This window comes from Burkholderia sp. Ac-20344 (assembly GCF_017104975.1).
In the GTDB taxonomy this organism is placed as follows: domain Bacteria; phylum Pseudomonadota; class Gammaproteobacteria; order Burkholderiales; family Burkholderiaceae; genus Burkholderia.
Window position 1 is genome coordinate 33,466 of the sequence record NZ_JAAGPP010000011.1, and the last position, 17,287, is coordinate 50,752.

The 17,287-nt window shown below is 67.6% G+C and carries 10 protein-coding genes and 2 pseudogenes; 5 read left to right on the forward strand and 7 right to left on the reverse strand.

Features of this window, described 5'->3' with window-relative positions; all coding sequences use genetic code 11:
- Nucleotides 1–505: 505 nt before the first annotated feature.
- Nucleotides 506–2,371, forward strand: coding sequence for a phosphoenolpyruvate carboxykinase (GTP) (locus tag G3N64_RS05835; RefSeq protein WP_205782773.1), 1,866 nt, complete (start codon nucleotides 506–508; stop codon nucleotides 2,369–2,371).
- A gap of 100 nt (nucleotides 2,372–2,471) precedes the next feature.
- On the opposite strand, the pseudogene G3N64_RS05840 reads toward G3N64_RS05835, so the two are convergent.
- A pseudogene (locus tag G3N64_RS05840) lies at nucleotides 2,472–2,816 on the reverse strand (nucleoside-diphosphate sugar epimerase); the annotation flags it as partial.
- 60 nt (nucleotides 2,817–2,876) lie between these two features.
- Between G3N64_RS05840 and G3N64_RS05845 the strand changes: the two are divergent.
- A pseudogene (locus tag G3N64_RS05845) lies at nucleotides 2,877–3,150 on the forward strand (FAD-binding protein); the annotation flags it as partial.
- A gap of 100 nt (nucleotides 3,151–3,250) precedes the next feature.
- Here the strand turns inward: G3N64_RS05845 and G3N64_RS05850 are convergent.
- A complete protein-coding gene (locus tag G3N64_RS05850; protein WP_205782774.1) occupies nucleotides 3,251–4,915 on the reverse strand; it encodes an acid phosphatase in 1,665 nt (554 codons plus the stop codon).
- Between the two features lie 471 nt (nucleotides 4,916–5,386).
- Here G3N64_RS05850 and ftsH point away from each other — a divergent pair, with 471 nt between their 5' ends.
- Complete coding sequence (ftsH, locus tag G3N64_RS05855; RefSeq protein ID WP_205782775.1) at nucleotides 5,387–7,369, forward strand: ATP-dependent zinc metalloprotease FtsH; 1,983 nt, start codon at nucleotides 5,387–5,389, stop codon at nucleotides 7,367–7,369.
- Between the two features lie 123 nt (nucleotides 7,370–7,492).
- Nucleotides 7,493–7,960: an OsmC family protein gene (locus tag G3N64_RS05860; RefSeq protein WP_205782776.1), complete on the forward strand. Its 468-nt coding sequence runs from the start codon at nucleotides 7,493–7,495 to the stop codon at nucleotides 7,958–7,960.
- A 7-nt stretch (nucleotides 7,961–7,967) separates the two neighbouring features.
- Here the strand turns inward: G3N64_RS05860 and otsA are convergent, their stop codons facing one another.
- Nucleotides 7,968–9,374 carry an alpha,alpha-trehalose-phosphate synthase (UDP-forming) gene (gene otsA / locus G3N64_RS05865; RefSeq protein ID WP_205782777.1) on the reverse strand — a complete coding sequence of 469 codons (1,407 nt, stop codon included), beginning with the start codon at nucleotides 9,372–9,374 and terminating at the stop codon, nucleotides 7,968–7,970.
- 706 nt (nucleotides 9,375–10,080) lie between these two features.
- On the reverse strand, nucleotides 10,081–12,108 hold the full coding sequence (locus tag G3N64_RS05870; protein WP_205782824.1) for a TonB-dependent receptor: 2,028 nt from the start codon (nucleotides 12,106–12,108) through the stop codon (nucleotides 10,081–10,083).
- 632 nt (nucleotides 12,109–12,740) lie between these two features.
- On the opposite strand from G3N64_RS05870, the gene adhP reads away from it, so the two are divergent.
- Nucleotides 12,741–13,769, forward strand: a complete 1,029-nt coding sequence (adhP, locus tag G3N64_RS05875; RefSeq protein ID WP_205782778.1) for an alcohol dehydrogenase AdhP — start codon at nucleotides 12,741–12,743, stop codon at nucleotides 13,767–13,769.
- Nucleotides 13,770–13,839: 70 nt separating this feature from the next.
- Here adhP and G3N64_RS05880 read toward each other — a convergent pair whose 3' ends face one another.
- The 3 genes from G3N64_RS05880 to G3N64_RS05890 all read right to left on the reverse strand — a co-directional run bounded on the left by G3N64_RS05880 (nucleotide 13,840) and on the right by G3N64_RS05890 (nucleotide 17,108).
- Entirely contained in the window at nucleotides 13,840–15,288 is a 1,449-nt protein-coding gene (locus G3N64_RS05880; RefSeq protein WP_205782779.1) for a sialidase family protein, read from the reverse strand.
- A 474-nt stretch (nucleotides 15,289–15,762) separates the two neighbouring features.
- Entirely contained in the window at nucleotides 15,763–16,194 is a 432-nt protein-coding gene (locus G3N64_RS05885) for a MarR family transcriptional regulator (protein WP_205782780.1), read from the reverse strand.
- Nucleotides 16,191–17,108: an alpha/beta hydrolase gene (locus G3N64_RS05890; protein WP_205782781.1), complete on the reverse strand. Its 918-nt coding sequence runs from the start codon at nucleotides 17,106–17,108 to the stop codon at nucleotides 16,191–16,193. Before G3N64_RS05890 ends, G3N64_RS05885 begins: the two co-directional genes overlap by 4 nt.
- Between the last annotated feature and the right edge of the window lie 179 nt (nucleotides 17,109–17,287).

Below are 17,287 nucleotides of genomic sequence, written 5' to 3' on the forward strand. Positions count from 1 at the left end.
CTCACGTCCGATGTTTGTGTACGCAACCTAATTCAGGGTTTGCCTGAGTAGCGAAAACGTGAATTCGCACGGCGCGCGCTCGCGTCGATCGTGCGCGTGCGCGGCAGGCCGAATTTGCCGCTTCCGCGAAACCCTTGCCGGACGGCCGCCCTGGCCGTTTCGTCCCCAAAGCGCGCGCAATGGCGCTGTAAAAAGACAGCACAGGCAACCGGCGTGCCGGCTCGCCGACAGAGTTGTTTCTTGTTGCAACGCAACGTTTGCCGAATAGCGGCGATGGTATGCTGGCCGTCATGGAGTTGTACGGCAGGTTGCTTGTATGGCGAAACTCGTGTTCGCACTTACTAAAGAGACATCACCTTCTCTCGCTCGCATCGCGGCATCGACGCGCGCTCCGCTCGCGCGTCCCGTCCTGCGCGCCGCCGCACCCTGCGCTCCAATCGCATCCCTCATCTCGCGGGCTCGCCCCGCATCCCCCATCCCCGCCCAATAATCTGGAGACATCCTCATGTCGCAAAACAATCTGGCCGAAGCAACACACGGCCCGCTGATCGCTCCGCCGGCTTTCGTCAAACATCGCAAGCTGATCGACTGGGTGTCGCGCATCGCGGCGCTCACGGAGCCCGAGCGCGTCGTGTGGTGTGACGGTTCGCAGGAAGAAAACGATGCGCTGTGCCAGGCGATGGTCGACCAGGGCACGCTCAAGCGCCTGAACCCGGCGAAGCGCCCGAACTCGTATCTCGCGCAATCCGATCCGTCGGACGTCGCGCGCGTCGAGGATCGCACGTTCATCTGCGCGGCATCGCGCGACGACGTCGGTCCGACCAACAACTGGGTCGAGCCCGCCGAGATGCGCGAGACGCTCAACGGCCTGTTCCGTGGCTCGATGCGCGGCCGCACGCTGTACGTCGTGCCGTTTTCGATGGGCCCGCTCGGCTCGCCGATCGCGCACGTCGGCGTCGAACTGTCCGACAGCCCGTACGTCGTCGTGAACATGCGGATCATGACGCGCATGGGCCGCGAGGTATACGACGTGCTCGGCGAGGACGGCGATTTCGTGCCGTGCGTGCACAGCGTCGGCCATCCGCTCGAAGCCGGCCAGCAGGACGTGGCGTGGCCGTGCAACCCGGTCAAGTACATCGTGCACTTTCCCGAAACGCGCGAGATCTGGAGCTTCGGCTCGGGCTACGGCGGCAACGCGCTGCTCGGCAAGAAGTGTTTCGCGCTGCGTATCGCGTCGACGATGGGCCGCGACCAGGGCTGGCTCGCCGAGCACATGCTGATCCTTGGCGTGACGTCGCCGGCCGGCAAGAAGTATCACGTCGCGGCTGCGTTCCCGTCCGCGTGCGGCAAGACCAACTTCGCGATGCTGATTCCGCCGCAGGGCTTCAACGGCTGGAAGGTCACGACGATCGGCGACGACATCGCGTGGCTGAAGCCGGGCCGCGACGGCCGACTGTATGCGATCAACCCGGAAGCCGGCTTCTTCGGCGTCGCCCCGGGCACCGGCGTGAAGACCAACCCGAACGCGATTTCGACGCTCACCGAAAACGTGATCTTCACGAACGTTGCGCTGACGGAAGACGGCGACGTGTGGTGGGAAGGGCTGACCGACACGCCGCCCGCGAAGCTGACCGACTGGCAGGGCAACCCGTGGACGCCGGAAATGGCCAAGGAAACCGGCCGCAAGGCCGCGCATCCGAATTCGCGCTTCACCGCGCCGGCCGCGCAGTGCCCGTCGATCGACGGCGACTGGGAGAACCCGGCCGGCGTGCCGATCGACGCGTTCATTTTCGGCGGCCGTCGTTCGACGACCGTGCCGCTGGTGACCGAGGCGCGCGACTGGGTCGAAGGCGTGTACATGGCTGCGACGATGGGCTCGGAGACGACCGCCGCGGCGGTCGGCCAGCAGGGCATCGTGCGCCGCGATCCGTTCGCGATGCTGCCGTTCTGTGGCTACAACGTCAGCGATTATTTCGCGCACTGGCTCAAGCTCGGCAAGCAGCTCGAAGGTGCGGGCGCGAAACTGCCGAAGATCTACTGCGTGAACTGGTTCCGCAAGGACGCGAACGGCAAGTTCGTGTGGCCGGGCTTCGGCGAGAACATGCGCGTGCTGAAGTGGATGCTCGATCGCCTCGAAGGCACCGGTGGCGGCGGCGAGCATGCGTTCGGCGTGTCGCCCGCGTATGAGGATCTGCACTGGGATGGCCTCGATTTCACGCACGAGCAGTTCGACGCCGTGACGTCGATGAACGCAGACGAATGGCGCGAGGAACTGAAGCTGCATGCGGCGCTGTTCGATATGCTGAAGCTGCGCCTGCCGGCCGAAATGACCGACACGATGAAGAAGATCGAGCAGCGCATCGGCGCCTGACGGTCCGCATCGACGGAGTCGCCCTGACGTCCCGCCGCCGGCATCCATCGCCGGCGGCGGGACGTTTTTGCATCCGCGCCACACCCGCGCCGTTCGCTTGCTGCGCGCGGCAATGCGCGACGCCTTCGTCCACCGCGCGCTGCACGTCGCCGCGCCGCGTGTAGTAGATCGCGATGTCCGGCAGCAGCGGATGCTCCTGGTCGAGCGCCGCCACCGCCTGCGGGTTGCCGGCCGCGCGGAAGAAGGCTGCGAAGTAGTCGGCGAAGCTGAGGTTCTCGTCGCCGGCGAGGTAGGCCTTGCCCGCTTCGCCGCGCTGCAGCGCACCCAAGATCGCTTCCGACAGCGATTGCGTCGAGATGAAGTTACTGCCGCCGGCCGGCCCGAACACGGGCAACTCCGCGAACTGGCCCTGCGCATAGCCCGTGTAGGCCGCGAACATCTCGTTGTGCAGCAGATTCATCATCCATATGGAGCACGGCGAGGGTCGGGGAAAACACCGGGCCGGCCGCCGTTCGTCGCGCTCGATTGCCGGATCGACTACGCGTTCTATCCGCACTTCACGCTCGGCGGGCTCGACACGCTGCCGACCGGGCAGGTGGTCGATGCCGCGCGCGCCGGTGCCGGGGCTCTATGCGGCCGGCCGCACGACCTGCGGGCGGCCGCGCTGGGGTGCCGGGTACAGCTCGGGGCTGTCGCTGGCCGATGCGACGTTCTTCGGCCGGCAAGCGGGCCTTCACGCCGCGCAGGCGGGGTGCGATGCACTGCGCAGCGTAGCGTAGCGTTTGCAAGGGGGGAATGAACGACGCCCCGGGCAATCGCATTGCCCGGGGCGTCGTCGTTTCAATAGCCAAGCGGCCAAGCGGCCAGAGCAGTCTGCCGTCAGCCGAGATCGAGCGCGTTCGTGAGATCGCCCGGCGGCGTCGCGCCGCGCGCGGCGAACGCCTTGTTGCGCGCGACCACGCCGTCGAGCGGCGCAAGCCCGTGCACGCGGCTGATGAAGCGCAGGATCGAGTTCGTGTCGTACAGCGTGTGATCGACGAAACCCTTCTTCGCGAACGGCGAAATCACGAGCGCCGGAATCCGCGAACCGGGGCCCCAGCGGTCGCCCGCCGGCGGTGCGACGTGATCCCACCAGCCGCCGTTCTCGTCGTGCGTCATCACGATCACGGTGTTGTCCCATTGCGGCCCGCGCCGGATATGGTCGATCACGGTCGCGATGTGACGGTCGCCCGATTCGATGTCCGCGTAGCCCGCATGCATGTTCAGGTTGCCCTGCGGCTTGTAGAACGTGACGGCCGGCAGGCGGCCCGCGTCGATGTCGGCGATGAAGTGGTTGGTCGACGGCGCGTCGCCGAGCCCCGCGTCGCGCAGGTGCTTGCTGCGCGCGTCGGTGCCCGGCGCGTAGTTCGCGAAATAGTTGAACGGCTGGTGGTGGTACTGGAAATCGGGCACGGTGCCCGTGTCGCGATGCTCGAGCGCGTACTGCCATGCGCCGCTGTACCACGCCCAGTCGACGTTCCTTTCCGACAGGCGATCGCCGATCGTCGCATGGCCCTGCGGCGGGATCACGCGATGATCGGCCGGATCCGCATACGCGGCATTGCCCGGATCGGCCGGCGGCACGTAGCTCGGCTGGTACGGCGGCGCCATCGTGTTCACGCCGTAGCCGTCGGGCGTCAGCGGGCCGTCGACGGCGAACTTCGGCGGGCCGTCGAGCGCGGACGCGGGCGAATCGTTGGCGAGCTTCAGGCGCGTGCCGGTCGGATCGTCGCCTTCGACCTTCGACAGCAGCTTCGCCGCATGCGGATGCTTGTGCGCGTCCGGGTACAGCGGCGGCTGGGCCGAAATCAGGTACATGTGGTTCAGCCATGAACCGCCGAAAGCCGCCATGAAGAAGTTGTCGCACAGCGTGTATTGCCGTGCGAGATTCCACAGCCGCAGCGTGTCGGCCGAATTGCGGTAGTGGCCCATCACGAGGCCGCCCGAATCGGCCCACGCGGCGAACTGGTTGTTGCGGCCATCCGCAATCTGCATCTGGTTCTGGTAGAAGCGGTGCCACAGGTCGCGCGTGATCACGCCGTTCGGCAGCGGCTTGCCCTGCGCGTCCGTGATCCGGAACGGCGCGTTCGGCAGCTTGTCGAGGTCGCGCTCGGCGATCGCGTAGCGCTTGCCGTCCACTTCCTGCGCCTGCGGCACGAGCCCGCCCCAGATCTTCGGCAGCACGGGCAGCGGCGTCTTGCCGTCGCGATCGAGCTGCTGCGCGTGCTCGGGACGCACCTCGCTCAGCGGATGGCGCACGCCCGGGAAATCGCCGTACAGGTTCGCGAAGCTGCGGTTTTCCGCATAGATCACGACGATGTGGCGCACGCGCTGGCGCAACGCTTCGTCGAGGCGCAGGTCGGCGGCGGAACGCGGCGCGCTGCCGGCCGTGGTTTCACAGCCGCTGAGCGCGACACCCGCACCGAGCGCGGCAAGGCCGCCGAGCATACGGCGGCGGTCGGGATCGGCGGGAAGGTCGTCGGGGCGATCGGGGGTGTCGGTCACGTCGTGGTCTCCTCGGATGGACGGGTGGGCAGGTCGTTCGATGCGCGGCAGCGTCGCACAGGCTGCCGCGACGCGGGACGGAAGGCAACGGCCGGCGTCGCGCAAAAGCGGGGGTGACGCAGCTGTCACAAAAATGTCACGAACGCGACTATAACGCGGCAACGGGGGCAGATGATAGGTGTTTGTCGGACGAATCGGGGCACGCCGCGGGCGATGCGAGACGCGCGCGCGCGAGCTAGACTGGATTCAGGGGCGGCGCGTCGCGGCGTGCCGCCCGGGCGAGGATTGCCTCGCGGCGCCGGCCGACAGTGGCGTCGCGGCGTCATCGATGCAACGAAACGAGGCGACACAGCGAGACGAAGATGGCGCGGATGATTGCCGCTTCCGCATGGCCGCCGATGCCGCGCGCCGCCGGTCGCGCGCGGTTGCCCGCGTGAGCGCGCGACCGGCGCGCACGTCCGGCCCGATGCCATGGACAGGAAATTCGACTACCCGGGATTGCTGATCGCGGCGGGCTTCTTCGTGCTGTTCGCCGCGCAGTTGCTGATGCTGCGTCCGTCATCGGCGCCGATCGCATACAGCGATTTCCATCGGCTCGTCGCCGCACGGCTCGTCGACGATCTCGAGGTCGGCCCCGCATCGATCTCGGGCACGCTGAAGATGCCGCAGGCCGGCACGATGCTGCCGGCGTCCGACGCCGCGGCGGTGCAGCAGGCCGGCGCCCCGTGGCGCTTCACGACCAACCGCGTGACCGACGAGCACCTGACCGACACGCTGACCGCCGCCGGCATCCGCTATCACGGCGTGCCCGACACGAGCTGGATCGCATCGCTTGCGTCCTGGCTGCTGCCGCTCGTGCTGTTCGTGTTCATCTGGAACATGATGCTGCGCAAGCGCGGCGGGCTGCAGGACTTCACCGGGATGGGCAAGAGCCGCGCGCGCGTGTACGTGCAGCAGGAAACCGGCATCACGTTCGACGATATCGCGGGCATCGACGAAGCGAAGGCCGAGCTGCAGCAGCTCGTCGCGTTCCTGCGCAACCCCGACCGTTACCAGCGGCTCGGCGGCAAGATTCCGAAGGGCGTGCTCGTGGTCGGCGCGCCGGGCACCGGCAAGACGCTGCTCGCACGCGCGGTGGCCGGCGAGGCGGCCGTGCCGTTCTTCTCGATCAGCGGCTCGGCATTCGTCGAGATGTTCGTCGGCGTCGGCGCGGCGCGCGTGCGCGACCTGTTCGAGCAGGCGCAGCAGAAGGCGCCGTGCATCGTGTTCGTCGACGAGCTCGATGCGCTCGGCAAGGTGCGCGGCGTCGGCCCGATGTCGGGCAACGACGAACGCGAGCAGACGCTCAACCAGTTGCTCGTCGAGATGGACGGCTTCCAGGCCGGCTCCGGCGTGATCATCATGGCCGCGACGAACCGGCCCGAGATCCTCGATCCCGCGCTGCTGCGGCCAGGCCGCTTCGATCGCCACATCGCGATCGACCGGCCCGACGTGAACGGCCGCCGGCAGATTCTCGGCGTGCACGTGAAGCACGTGAAGCTCGCGGCCGACGTCGATCTCGGCGAACTCGCGTCGCGCACGCCGGGCTTCGTCGGCGCGGATCTCGCGAACGTCGTCAACGAGGCTGCGCTGCACGCGGCCGAACTCGGCAAGCCGGCGATCGGGATGGCCGACTTCGACGAGGCGATCGACCGCGCGTTGACGGGCCTCGAGCGCAAGAGCCGCGTGATGAACGCACAGGAGAAGCTGACCATCGCATATCACGAAGCCGGCCACGCGCTCGTCGCGGAAAGCCGCGCGCACTGCGATCCGGTGAAGAAGGTGTCGATCATTCCGCGCGGCGTCGCGGCGCTCGGCTATACGCAGCAGGTGCCGACCGAGGATCGCTACGTGTTGCGCAGGAGCGAGCTGCTCGACCGGATCGATGCGCTGCTCGGCGGGCGGGTTGCCGAAGAGCTCGTGTTCGGCGACGTGTCGACGGGCGCGCAGAACGATCTCGAACGCGCGACCGCGATGGCGCGCCACATGGTCATGCAGTACGGGATGAGCGAGAAGATCGGGCTCGTGACCTTCGATGACGGCGACACGCGTACCGGCATCCCGGGCGTATGGCATGCGGCCGACGGCCGCTGCAGCGAACACACCGCGCGGATGATCGACGACGAGGTGCATATGTTGCTGACCGACGCGCATGCGCGCGTCGCGGCAACGCTCGGCGAACGTCGCGACGCGCTCGAGCGGATCGCGCAGCGGTTGCTCGCGTGCGAGGTGCTCGAACGCGACACGCTGCAGGCCCTGATCGACGGGCGTGTCGAGCCGTCGCCCGCAACGGTGCCATCGGCGGCGCCGGATGACGAAGCCGGCGCACGCGGCGGCGCGATCGAAACGGAGCACGCGTCCGCGGTCGAGCGCGATTTCGTCGCGTACGGGCCGCCACGCGAACCCGAGCGCTGAAGTCCAAATCTCGTGCGCAGCCGGCGGGCGGCCATGACCGCGTCGCGTCGGCGCTGCGACTCACGCACGCCGGCGCGGCGTTGCGCCGGCCTTCCATTTCCTCATTCCAGTCACGGAGTCCCCATGAGCGAGGCGCACGTATCGGTCGATGCCGCGCAGCACGCGCGTTTCAGTTTCGAGATCACGTTTGCCGGCACCGATCTTTCGCCGGTGCTGACCGACGAGCCGCCGCCGCTCGGCGCCGGCCGAGGCCCGAACCCCGTCCGGCTGCTGGCTGCGGCGGTCGCCAGCTGTCTCGCGGCGAGCTTGCTGTTCGCGCTCGAGAAACAGCGCGTCGATCCGCAGCCGGTGGCCGCGCATATCGACGTCGACATGGAGCAGAACGATGCGGGGAGAGTGCGGGTCGGCGCGATGGCCGTGACGCTGTCGGTCGGCAAGGCATGGGCCGATCTCGCGGCGGCGACACGCATGCTTCACCGGTTCGATGCATATTGCGTGGTGACCGAGAGCATGCGCGAAGGCATTCCGATCTCGGTGGCGGTGCAGGACGTGAACGGCGCGGTGCTCGACCGCGAGACGACCGGCGTGTGAGCGTGCGTCAGGATTCGGTTGCGGCCGCGACTTCGGCCGCTTCGGCGAGTGCATCGAGAAAGCGCGTGCGCCACCAGTGCACGTCGGTCTTGCGCAGGATCGCCATCAGCGCCGCGTGACGCTGGCGACGCTCTTCGAGCGGCATCGTGAGCGCGCGCTGGATCGCCTGCGCGGTGCCTTGCGTGTCGTACGGATTGACGAGCAGTGCCGACTTCAGTTGCTCGGCCGCGCCGGCGAAACGCGACAGCACGAGCACGCCCGGGTCGGCTGCGTCCTGCGCGGCGAGAAACTCTTTCGCGACGAGATTCATCCCGTCGCGCAGCGGCGTGACGAGCGCGACGCGGCTCGCGCGATAGAGGCCCGGCAAGCGCTTGCGCGCGACGGTGCGGTGAATGTAGCGCATCGGCATCCATTCGAGCTCGCCGTAGTCGCCGTTGATTGCGCCGCACAGGCTGTCCATCTCGCGCCGCAGGTCGTCGTACGCGCCGAGATCCTCGCGGCTCGGCGCAGCGATCTGGATCAGCGTCGCGCGGTTGCGGTTCTCGGGATACTGTTCGAGCAACTGGCGGAACGCATGCACGCGCTGCGGCAGCCCCTTCGTGTAGTCGAGCCGGTCGACGCCGACCAGCAGCTGGCGGCGCGAATATTCGTCGCGCATGCGGTCGAACATGTCGAGGCCGTCGCGATCGCGCGCGAGCGATTCGAACTCGTCGACGTTGATGCCGATCGGGAATGCGCCGGCCGACAGCGTGCGGCCGAATGCGCGCAGGCGGCCGTCGGGCAGCCGTGCGGCGCCGGCTTCCGCTTCGACGTAATGCTCGAAGTGGAGCAGATCCGACTCGGTCTGGAAGCCGACGAGATCGTACGCGAACAGCGAGCGCATCAGCCATTCGTGTTCCGGGATCGCGGCCATGATCGGCGGCGGGGGCATCGGGATGTGCAGGAAGAAGCCGATCGGATTCGTGCAGCCCATCGCGCGCAACTCGGCGGCGAGCGGAATCAGCTGGTAATCGTGGACCCAGATGGTGTCGTCGGGGCGCAGCAGCGTGCGCAGCTTGCGCGCGAACAACTGGTTCACGCGCCGGTAGCCGTCGGCGAAGCGGCGGTCGAACTGCGCGAGATCGAGCCGGTAGTGAAACACCGGCCACAGTACGTTGTTCGAATAACCGAGGTAATACGCGTCGTAATCCTGCGGGTCGAGATCGATCGTCGCGAGCTGGATGCCGCCGACGTTCTGGATCTGCACGTCGTCGCCGTGCGTGGGTTGATCGTCGCTGCCGCGCAGCCGGCCGCTCCAGCCGAACCAGACGCCGCCGGTTTCCTGCAGGCTGTCTTTCACGGCGACGGCGAGCCCGCCGGCCGCGGCTTTACGGGGATCTGCAATGCGATTGGATACGACGACGAGTCGGCTCACCAGCTCTCCTGACGATTGTTGGGGGAAGGTTCGTGCGGCCGTGGCGCGAGACGCAGACGCCGCCATCGACACGCGGTGCGCGAAGCGATGGGGCCGCAATGCGATCGGACGGGAGTCAGGGCATGCGATTCGCCGTCCGAACGGGGAGTGCTTTTTTAAGCATACTCGTCATTCGTTCGTTTTAAAAGTCTGCATCGGCGAGCGGAGGCACGCGCGAATGCAGGGCGATCTCCATGTCGCCGGTGTGGCAACGCACGATATACGGACGGGATCGGAACTTGCGCACGCTGCAAACGCAGCGTGCGCAATGCGATGCGAAGCAGGGCGTATGGCGTGCGATCGTTCGTGAAGATGTGCATTGCCGGACACGCGCTCGATGCTGCGCCGGCCGGTAGAAACGGCCGGTGGCGAAGGCGCTATGCCGACCTGCGTGCGACACGCACGCGTGCCGCGAACGCACGACGCGAATCGGCGAAGCGCGACGTCGTGCATGCGAACAGGCCGCGCCGGATGGCGACGAAGCGCAGCCGCACCGCGTGCCGCGTGCGGCCGCGGCCTGCTCGACGAGCGCCGCGTTCTGCTGCGTCGTCTCGTCCATCTGCGTGATCGTCAGGTTCACCTGGTCGATGCCGCGGCTCTGCTCGGCCGATGCAGCCGCTTTGACGGCAGCGTTCAGCGCAAGGAGGTTGGTCTGAAGTGCCGAGAGTCAGAACGTAGTGCGCAACCCGGCCATCACGCTGCGGCCGCCTTCCGGCGCGAAGCCGCGCACGACCGAGGTCGAATAGCGGATGTCCTGGTTCGTCAGGTTGTCGCCGCGCAGGTACGCGAGCCAGCGCGTCGCGCCGACGCGGAACTTGTAGGTCAGCATCACGCCGAGCGACGTGTAGCCGTCCGTCGAAAAGTCGTTGTCGGGCACGCGATGCTGCGACCACGCATGCGTGACCTGCGCACGTGCACCGAACGGGCCGTAGCCGTAGTCGGCCGCGAGCGTCGCGCGCAGCGGCGCGATGCGCGGCAGCGGCTGGCCCGTGTCGACGTTGCGCGCATGCGTGTAGTCGGCCGTCAGCTGCAGGTCGACCGTATGGCCGCGCCGCGCGAAGGCGCGCCACTTGCCGTCCAGCTCGATGCCGTAGAACTCGGCGCGCACGCCGCGGTAGATCGCCTCGTTGAGCGAGCCGTCGGTGCCGGGCGCGACCGGTTCGCCGTCGTCGTCCACTACGCGGCCCGTGTTGTACTCGGTCAGGTAGTTCGAGAAGCGGTTGTAGAACACGCCGATGCTGCCGCGATTCGGGCCGCTCGCGTAGCGCAGCGACAGGTCGGTCGACACCGCTTTTTCCTTCGATGCGTTCGGGTTGCCGATCAGGAACTGGCCGGTCGCATCGTGCGGGCCGTTCGAATACAGCTCGTAGAAGGTCGGCGCGCGTTCGGTGTACGCGACGTTGGCCGCCACCGACCACACGGGTGTCAGCGAGAACAGCGCGCCGGCCGACAGGCTGCCCGCGTTGAATTCGCGCGGCTGCGCCCCCGCGAATTTCTCGACGCCGGCCGGATCGGGATCGACCTTCACGTGCTCGAAGCGGCCGCCGAGGCTCAGCTTGAGCGCCGGGACCACCTGCCATTCCTCGAGGCCGAACAGCGCGACGCTGTTCGTGCGCGTGGACGGCACGAGCATCTCGTCGCCCAGCGCGGAGAACGTGTTCTGGCCGAACTGCACGCCGATCGCGCCTTCGAACGGGCCGATCTTGCGATGCGTCGCCTCGATGCGCGCCTCGTAGCCGCGATTGCGGAAGGTGGTGGCGGTTTCGCCGTTGTCGACTTCCTTGTGGCGGTAGTCGGTGTACGCGAAGTCGAATTTCAGCTTCGTGAACGGCCCGCTCAGATTGCGCACCTCCGACGCGAGCGCGAGGCGTTCCTGGCGCATCCGCAGCCGCACGTCGCTTTCCGCGACGGAGCCGTAGTTCGACTCGTAGCCGCTGTACGACAGGCCCGCGAAGCCGTCCGCCCACGTGTACGACGCGCCGACCGCGCCGCCGTGCACGCGGCCGTCGCTGTTCGGCACGTTGCCGTACGGCTGCGGCGTGTCGGGGCCGTCGATCGCACGTTGCGCGCTGCTGCGCGCGTAGCCGGGAATCCGCAGCTTGCTCGTTTCGCGGTCGAAGGCGTCGACGTGGAACGCGAAGCGGCCGTTGCCGCCTTCGACCTGCGCGGCGCCCGCGCGCACCGAGTTCGCGCCGCCGTAGCGCGCGTCGAGCGCACCCGTCACGCCCTGGATCGCTTCGCGCGGAATCCGGTTGTCGATCGTGTTGACGACGCCGCCCACCGCGTTGCCGCCGTACAGCAGCGCGGCCGGGCCGCGCACGATCTCGACGCGCTCGATCGACAGCGGGTCCTGCGGCACCGCATGGTCGTACGACAGCGACGACGCATCGTAGGCCGCGACGCCGTTCTGCAACAGCCGGATCCGGTCGCCGTCCATTCCGCGGATGATCGGGCGGCCGACCATCGGCCCGTAGGTGGTGGTCGACACGCCGGGCAGCCCGTTGAGCGTTTCGCCGAGCGAATCGGCCTGGCGGCGCGTCAGCGCATCGCCGGAAAGCTGGACGGTCGGTGCGATCAGGTCGCTGTCGCCGAGCGGGTTCGCGGTCACGAAGATCGGTGCGAGCGAGGTGGCCGGCGGCGTGCCCGGCACGGCGGGCGTATCGGCCTGCGCGTGCGCGACGGCGGCGAACAGCATCAGCGAAAGGGACGAGAGCGGGCGAAGCGGTAGACGAGGGAGGTCGCGCATGGTCGGTGAATCGGTTGGAATCGGATCGGATAACGAGCGATGCGGGTCACGGCTGGATACGATATATTGTTGCGTCCGCGACGCGCAGTGACCCGTTGGAACATGGCTCGGCGAGGCTCGCCCACCCACAGTGGAATGGCGTCAGACGGACGAGCACGCGAAATGATATGTTATATCATTTCAAAATCCAAGCCGGATGGCAGGGTTCTGTCGGGTTTCTGTTGGATGGGTGAAACGGCGGCGAGAGCGGAAAGCGTCTGCACGGTGTTCGGAACGATCGCCTGAACGGGGCGATGCGATGCGCGTGCCGACGCGTTGCTCACGCGCCGGCCAGGTTCGTATCACCCGCATTCAGTGTCCGTCGATGCGGTCTGCCGGGAAACAGCCCTACACCGTTCGATGAGGCAAGCGTGGATATCCGCGATCGGATCGGGATCGACGGCAATCCGGCGTCACGCCCCGGTGCGACGCGTTGAAGCACCGGCCATCGCCGCGCATTGTCCCGCGCGTTGACACGCATCAAAGTCGTTCGATTCCGAAACCGGATACTGGATCGCTCACCGACCAGGCAGGAGCGACGCATGACCCAAACCATGAAAGCGGCCGTAGTGCACGCATTCGGCGAACCGCTGCGCATCGAGGAGGTGCCCGTGCCGACGCCGGGGCCCGGCCAGATCCTCGTCAACATCAAGGCATCGGGCGTATGCCACACCGATCTGCACGCGGCCGACGGCGACTGGCCGGTCAAGCCGACGTTGCCGTTCATTCCGGGCCATGAAGGCGTGGGCATCGTCGCGGCGGTCGGCGCGGGCGTCACGCACGTGCGCGAAGGGGACCGCGTGGGCGTGCCCTGGCTCTACACGGCCTGCGGCCATTGCGAGTACTGCCACACGGGCTGGGAAACGCTGTGCCACGGCCAGCAGAACACCGGTTATTCGGTGAACGGCAGCTACGCGGAATACGTGCTGGCCGATCCCGGCTACGTCGGCCATTTGCCCGCTCAGGTTGCGTTCGACGAGATCGCACCGATCCTGTGCGCGGGCGTCACCGTCTACAAGGGCATTCGCGTCACCGATGCGCGCCCGGGCCAGTGGCTCGCGATCTCCGGCATCGGCGGCCTCGGGCACGTGGCCGTGCAGTATGCGCGCGCGATGGGCCTGCACGTCGCGGCCATCGACATTTCACCGGACAAGCTCGCACTGGCGCGGCAGCTCGGTGCGCAATTGACGATCGATGCGTCGATCGACGATCCGGCCAAGGTGATCCAGAAGGAGATCGGCGGTGCGCACGGCGTGCTCGTCACGGCCGTCTCGCGCAGCGCGTTCGCGCAGGCGCTCGGGATGGTGCGGCGCGGCGGCACGGTGGCGCTCAACGGCCTGCCGCCCGGCGATTTCCCGCTGCCGATCTTCTCGACCGTGCTGAACGGCATCACCGTGCGCGGGTCGATCGTCGGTACGCGGCGCGACCTGCAGGAATCGCTCGACTTCGCCGCCGACGGCCTGGTGCGCGCACACATCCATCGCGACCGGCTCGGCAACATCAACGACATATTCGCGAAGCTGCGCGAAGGCAAGGTCGACGGGCGCATCGTGCTGACCGACATGCATTGAGGCCGCACACGCAGGCCACGGCACCGCGCGACGGGGGACGTCGTGCGGTGCCGTGGCGGCCTGGTGCGCGTTACTGCGCGAAGAACACGTCGGTGCGGTTCGTCAGGTTGCCCGCGTTGGTCTGGACGAAGAACGGATGGAACGACGACGACGGAAGCACGTCGAGCCCCTGGTAGTCGCCGATGAAGAAACCTTCGGCATTGGGCGCGAGCTTCATGTCGAACGGGCCGCCGACGCGCCGCTCGTCAGCGAACGTGGTGCCGCCGTCGTGCGAGATCTTGCGCCAGAAGCCGGTCGGCAGCGTCGTGGTGTTGCCGGCCTGCAGGTCGCGGAAGTCGTAGTACGTGACCATCACCGCCCCCGTGTTGTTGACGCGCACCGACGGATTGAACGCGGGGCGTCCGGTCGGCGTGTTCAACTGTTGTGGCGTGCTCCAGGTCGCGCCGCCGTCCTTCGACGTCGAGACCGCAATCTCGTCGTACGTGCCGCCGTTGAAGCGGCTGTCCTGCCACACGACATACAACTGCCCCGATGCGGGATCGATCGCGGGCTCCGGAATGATGTCGCCGGTGCGCACCGGTTCGCCCGTGACCGGATCCGTGACGCCGACCGTCTGCAGGCCCGCGATCACCTGCGGTTTCGTCCACGTCGCGCCGTCGTCGGTCGACTTGATGAACGCGACCTTGCCGGCCGCCTTGCTGAACGGTGGCTGGATCAGGTCGAAGAAATTGTAGAGCGTGCCGTTCCTCGGATCGACGACGATCTGGTTGCCGATCGTCTGCTGGCGCGAAGGCACGTGGACGATGACCTTCGGTTTGCTCCACGTCTTGCCGCCGTCGGTCGTCTTCGAGAACAGCGTCGGGCCGCGGAACGCCTGCGTGTGCAGATTCGCGTACGGGTTGCCGTTCGGCAGCTCGAGGCGGTCCCATACCGCATAGGCCGTGCCGGCCTTCACGGGGTTCGCGGTGACCGATTCCTTGTCGTTGAAGAACTGCGTCGTTGGCTCGTCGTTCGCGATCAGCACGGCGGGGCTGCTCCACGTCTGTCCACCGTCGGTCGAGACCGACGCGGCGACCGCGTTGCCGTTGTTCGACCGGTTGAACGAGATCGACACCGAGTACGCGGTGCCGTCCGGCCCGAACGAGACCCACGGATCGGACGCGCGTTCGTATTTGAGCCCGCCCGGCGCGCATGCGCTGAACGGCTGCGGCGTGCGTGCCCAGGTCGCGCCGCCGTCGAACGTGTAGCCGGCGACGAGCCCGTGGGCGCCGCCGTTCGACCAGCGGTCCTGCTGCCACACGCCGATCATGTTCATCGGGTTTGCCGGGTTGACCGATAGCCACGGCTCGACTTCGGCGTTGACGTAGTTGGTGCCGGGGCCGCCGATGGTGCAGGCGACGAACGGGCTCGGGCCGGACACGACGACGGGATCGGCGTGCGCCGCGGCAGCGGCGGCGGCCATCGCCATCGCGGCGGACAGGCGGGTGACAAGCGAGTGGGACACGATCATGCGTCGCATGGACTGCTCCTCGTTGACATGCGGGTACGGGTGCGATGGCATGGCACGACGCGGCAACGCGATTCGGCGCGCGGCGTCGCATGCCGCGCATCGTGCCGATACGTGCCGATACGTGCCGTTCAGGATGCCGCTTCAGTCATCGCGATCCGCGTGCGCTGGATACCGCCAGCGCGTCGGTCAAGACTCCTCTTCATTTTCATTGATTGTCGGGCGTGCCTGCGATGTCGACCGGACGGGAAGGCCCGTCGGCGCATGCGACGAATGTGTCGAAGTGGATTGCAATGTAGGCGATTCGAATCCCGCCGGACAGGCAGTTTTTTGTAACAGTGCGTAGCCGGAAAGCGTTGCCGGAAGAGGGCCGCAGGCGCGCAAAAATTGCCGTCGCGGCGGCATGAAAATCGAATCGAGAACGCGAATCGCAATCGCTTGCGATGACGGCCGCCGAGCGCCGGTAGCAATGCCGGAATGGGCCGCTCAGCGTTCCGCTGGGAACCGGTCCTGCAACGCATGCAGCCAGCGCGCGACGACATCGAGCTCGTCGTCGGAAAACCCGTCGCACAACTTGCCGTTGAGCTCGCGCAGCAGCACGCGCGCATGCTTGAGCGCCGCGTGGCCTTCGTCGGTCAGGTACAACCGCGTCGCGCGGCCGTCGTCAGAATCGGCATGACGCGTGATCAGGCCGGCTTTCGCCATCCGGTCGGCGAGCCCCGTCATCGCGGACGGCGCAAGCTGCAGCGCGGCGCCGACCTCGCCAATCAGCGCGCCATCCTGTTTCGCGAGGCAGAACAGCGCACCGGCCTGCGCGGCGCTCGCGCGCGTCTCGGTCTCCGCTTTGCGGTCGATCCAGCGCTGCACGCGCCGCTGGCCGATGTTCAACATGAAAAACAGTCGTCGGTCTTCGCTCAAGCTGGGTTCCCGGCTGCAATGGAAAGGGACGGACGGCCCGCGGTTCGCGGCGTGTCGAGTGCCTGCGCGAGCCAGTCGGCGACGTCGGGCCACAGCACGGTGCCGGGGCGGCTGCGGAAGAAGCCCATGTGCCCGACCGGGCCGCTGCCCGCCGCGTGCGGATCGATCTGGCGGCGTTCGACCGCCGCGCGGGTCAGGTAGCTTACCAGCAGCCCGATGGCAGTCGGGTTCGCCCATGGATCGTCGTCGAAGCCGAGCGCGAGGATCGGCAACTGCTGTTTCGCGTAACGCTCGGCCGCACCGAGCGTCGGATCGTCGAAGAAATAGTGCGGGAGCGTCGTCCAGCGACTCCATTCGCGGAACACGCCGGCCGGCAGATCCTCGCCGAGCCCGAGCCGCTTGCCCGGCACGTAGCCGAGCAGCGCCGACATCAGCGGGCCGAGCACGCGCAGGATCAGCCGCACCTTCAGGCGTTCGGCCGCCTGCGTGATCAGTCGCGTGCTGCCCGCATGGGCGGCGACGAGCACGGCCGCGCGCAGGTGCGTCGTCGCGGCGGACAGCCCGATCGCATGCCCGCCGACGCTGTGGCCGACCGCCAGCAGCGGCAACCCTTCATACGCGCGCCGTGCCCACGCGGTCGCGGCGCCCACGTCGAGTTCCATCCAGTCGCGCATGCGGGCCCGCAGCGTGCCCAGGCGCGCGGGCCGCGACGCGCCGATGCCGCGATAGTTGTAGGTGAGCGCCGCGAAGCCGCGTTCGGTCAGGAAGCGCGCGAAGCCCGCATACAGCCGCTCCGGCACGGCCGTCGCCGGATGGATCAGCACCAGCGCGCGCGGCGGCGCGCCCGGCGACCACAGCGTGCCGTGCAGCGCGTAGCCGTCGGCAGCGGAAAACTCGATGGGTTGGGAGGTCATGGCCGTCCTCGTTCCGGGTAGTTATTTCGTATGCGAAATATAGTCCGCGATTTATTTCGTGCGCGAAATATCTGTCGAGGGTTCATTCGAACAAGGTTCCCTGGAGGCGACAGGCGGCATCGGGTCACTTCATAAAACATTTGCATCTTTGCATAGAAGAATATTGCGTTTGTTTCATG

What these genes read in the sequence shown, in the direction of transcription:
- G3N64_RS05890 (WP_205782781.1), bottom strand. Translation starts at nt 17,108, where the DNA reads ATGACCTCCCAACCCATCGAGTTTTCCGCTGCCGACGGCTACGCGCTG.
- G3N64_RS05870 (WP_205782824.1), bottom strand. Translation starts at nt 12,108, where the DNA reads ATGCTGTTCGCCGCCGTCGCGCACGCGCAGGCCGATACGCCCGCCGTG.
- adhP (WP_205782778.1), top strand. Translation starts at nt 12,741, where the DNA reads ATGACCCAAACCATGAAAGCGGCCGTAGTGCACGCATTCGGCGAACCG.
- G3N64_RS05880 (WP_205782779.1), bottom strand. Translation starts at nt 15,288, where the DNA reads ATGCGACGCATGATCGTGTCCCACTCGCTTGTCACCCGCCTGTCCGCC.
- G3N64_RS05860 (WP_205782776.1), top strand. Translation starts at nt 7,493, where the DNA reads ATGAGCGAGGCGCACGTATCGGTCGATGCCGCGCAGCACGCGCGTTTC.
- G3N64_RS05835 (WP_205782773.1), top strand. Translation starts at nt 506, where the DNA reads ATGTCGCAAAACAATCTGGCCGAAGCAACACACGGCCCGCTGATCGCT.
- ftsH (WP_205782775.1), top strand. Translation starts at nt 5,387, where the DNA reads ATGGACAGGAAATTCGACTACCCGGGATTGCTGATCGCGGCGGGCTTC.